This is a genomic window from Palleronia caenipelagi (assembly GCF_007004065.1).
GTDB lineage: Bacteria > Pseudomonadota > Alphaproteobacteria > Rhodobacterales > Rhodobacteraceae > Palleronia > Palleronia caenipelagi.
Genome location: NZ_VFSV01000110.1, coordinates 1 through 2,832 on the forward strand (window position 1 = coordinate 1; position 2,832 = coordinate 2,832).

The window sequence follows — 2,832 nt, forward strand, 5'->3', positions numbered from 1 at the left end:
GAGGCTTCCAACAAAAAATCCCGTTCCACGACCAGCTGCCCGATTTTGACGTGCAGCTTTCCGACCTCTGCCGCCGATATCGTCGGCTCCGCGGTCGCCTGGCCGGTGAAGGCCTGTGCCATGTTCTCAATCGCGGTCCGTTTCCAGCCGCTGATCATGGTAGGGTGGATGTCATACTTCTTGGCCAGCTCGGCCGTCGTCAGCTCCTCGCGGATGGCTTCCAAAGCCACCTTCGCCTTGAACTCTGCCGAATAGCGTTTCCGTTTCGTCATTTCTGTGCGTTCTTCCTCAGACACTACCGATTAGCACCCGGACCGAAATCCCGCGACCACCTCTGTACTTTAGCCCTGTCCATGAGAGGAGCACGACAAGAACATCAACATGCCGAAGCTGTCAACGGCGGCGCAAAACCCGGCCACGTGGCGGAGCAAAAGTCGGCCAGCCTGCGCGTGACCGGCGCCTTCGTCCGCAAGGACCAAACCCATTCTTGTTCAGGAGTTCTTGCGGGCCTTACTTTGGGCGAGGCGATAGCTATCGCGAGATATGCGCAGAAGTTGGTGACGGCTGATTAGGCGGCGGCTTGAACGTGGCGGATCCCGTCGCGGAACTCCACTCCTTGGATGATCTCGGGCAGGCGGTTTCGACCGTCGAGTTTGCGCCATTTCTTCGGCGCCGACATCAGCAGCTTTAACGCCATGGCCAGGCCGGTCTTGCGGCTGAGGCAGCCTTTGGTGCGTTTCGTGCGGTGCCGCACGGTGGCGAACGTGCTCTCGATCGGATTTGACGTCCGGATATGTTTCCAGTGCTCAGAGGGGAAGTTGTAAAAGGTCAGCAGCGCGCCCCGGTCCCTGACCAGCTTGCCGACAGCCTGGTCCCATTTCACGCCATACGTTTCGACGAAGAAATCGAAGGCGGCCTTGGCTTCGGCCTGCCAGATGTCGTGAAGATGCGCCTTGGCCCTGGCCTGCACCGACTTCGGCATCGCGTTCAGCACGTTCATGGTCTTGTGGAGCCAGAACCGCTGCTCCTGCGTTATGGCGAACACCTCGCGCAGGGCCGTCCCGAAGCCAGGCGCGCCGTCGCCGATGGCCAGTTTGGGGTCCTGTTTCAGGCCGCGGCGCTTGAGATCAAGCCACACCTCGCGCCAGCTTTGGGTGCTTTCGCGGAAGCCGTCGCTCATGGCCAACAGCTCCTTGCGGCCGTATTCATCCGCCCCGACGATCACCAGAACACATTGTTTTTCTTCGGCCATGAGCGGCTTGAAGTAAACGCCATCGGCCCAGATGCAGAGGACCCGCCGCGTGCCAAGATCGCGTTTCTGCCAGGCTTCGTAGTCCTTCCACCAATCGGTCTTCAGGCGCGTGATGGTCTTTGCGGACAAGCCCTTGGCGTCCGGGCCCGGCAAGGCGGACAAAGTGAACGTCGTCCCTGTCTCCGGACAGCGGGGTAAGTTACCCTTGGCCTTGGGAGGAGGACGAGATCAGACGACATAGACGGAAATATACGGACGAATTCAACGCTGCAGCGGTTGAATGACTTTATGAGCCGGGCGCCACGCAGGGCAGCGTTGCGAAAGATCTGGAGATCACCGGCACGCAGAAAAAACCTGACGGCTGGAGATTGAGGCGTTCGGCTCGATGGAAGCGAAACTTCGCCAGAAGGCGGACGCCGCCGAGCTGGAGCGGCTGCGCAAAGAGAACAAGCATCTCGCGGAGGAGACTGAGATTCTTCAGAAGGGTGAGCATCGTTGGAACCACAAGCGGGTCTACCGGATCCATCGCGAACTGAAACTGAACCTGCGGATCAAGCCGCGCAAGCGTCTGAAGCGGGAAAAGCCGGACGAACTGGCTGTAGCAGAAGCTCCGAATGAGGTCTGGTCCATGGACTTCATGGCAGATCGCCCAAGCGATGGCCGTCAGTTCCGGTTGCTGAATGTTCTGGACGATTGCAAACGTGAGGGACTGGGCATCGAGGTGGACTTTTCGTTGCCCGCTGAGCGGGTTGTCCGGACCCTGAACCAGATCATCGAATGGCGTGGTGCACCCAAGGCGATCCGGGTCGATAACGGCCCCGAATACATCAGTGGTACGCTGGTGGAATGGACAGATAAGAGGGGCATCGCCCTGGCTTAGATGCTGTATGTGGCTCTACAGTTCTCTCGTACCTCTGTAATTTCTCAATCCTTATCCTTGATAGAAGCCGTTGCCGCATTCGGTTGAAGTGTCCGATGCCCAAATACTTCGTGGGACACTTTTCAGCGTAAACTATTGTCAATTCTGGATTTTTCCGATTTAGTGGAGCGGGTGAAGGGAATCGAACCCTCGTCACTTGCTTGGGAAGCAAATGCTCTACCATTGAGCTACACCCGCACCATTTGCTGCGTAACCCGCTAAACGCTTATGGGCAAGGCCAAAGGGTGCAGATAGTTGTTGTGGAGTAGCCCCTGAAAGTGGTCCGCCGACGGGGATATATTATCCCTCGACTTGGAGGATCAGCGATGGCTGGGAAACGAGAGAAGCTCGAAGAGTGTAACCGGCGGAGCAATACTCGGCCACGGTAGCGGCGGCATTGTGCGGTCGCGGGCGGCGTAAAAGTCGTCGACTTTCGCCCTTTCGGTATTCGGGAGGGCTTGGGGATATTCACCGTGGATTTGTATTTGAAGGTGCGTCAGGCTCATTTTCAGGACGGTTTGAGCGGGCGCCAGATTGCCCGGGGTTTTTGGGATCAGCCGGGACAGTGTTGCGAAGATGCTGGCCTGTTCGGAACCGCCGGGGTATCGGCGGACGGCGCCGATCCGACGGCCCAGGCTGGATGCTTTCATTGGTCAGATCG

The 2,832-nt window shown here is 58.4% G+C and carries 1 protein-coding gene, 1 tRNA gene and 3 pseudogenes; 2 read left to right on the forward strand and 3 right to left on the reverse strand.

The window, feature by feature from the left end; translation table 11 throughout:
* On the reverse strand, nt 1–272 hold a 272-nt coding region (locus FEV53_RS19925; RefSeq protein WP_142836382.1), incomplete at its 3' end, for a transposase.
* A 296-nt stretch (nt 273–568) separates the two neighbouring features.
* A pseudogene (locus FEV53_RS19930) lies at nt 569–1,414 on the reverse strand (IS256 family transposase); the annotation flags it as partial.
* Between the two features lie 328 nt (nt 1,415–1,742).
* On the opposite strand from FEV53_RS19930, the pseudogene FEV53_RS19935 reads away from it, so the two are divergent.
* A pseudogene (locus FEV53_RS19935) lies at nt 1,743–2,126 on the forward strand (DDE-type integrase/transposase/recombinase); the annotation flags it as partial.
* A gap of 169 nt (nt 2,127–2,295) precedes the next feature.
* Here FEV53_RS19935 and FEV53_RS19940 read toward each other — a convergent pair.
* Nucleotides 2,296–2,369: transfer RNA gene (locus FEV53_RS19940), tRNA-Gly, on the reverse strand.
* Nucleotides 2,370–2,644: 275 nt separating this feature from the next.
* On the opposite strand from FEV53_RS19940, the pseudogene FEV53_RS21360 reads away from it, so the two are divergent.
* Nucleotides 2,645–2,832, forward strand: a pseudogene (locus tag FEV53_RS21360) (IS21 family transposase); the annotation flags it as partial.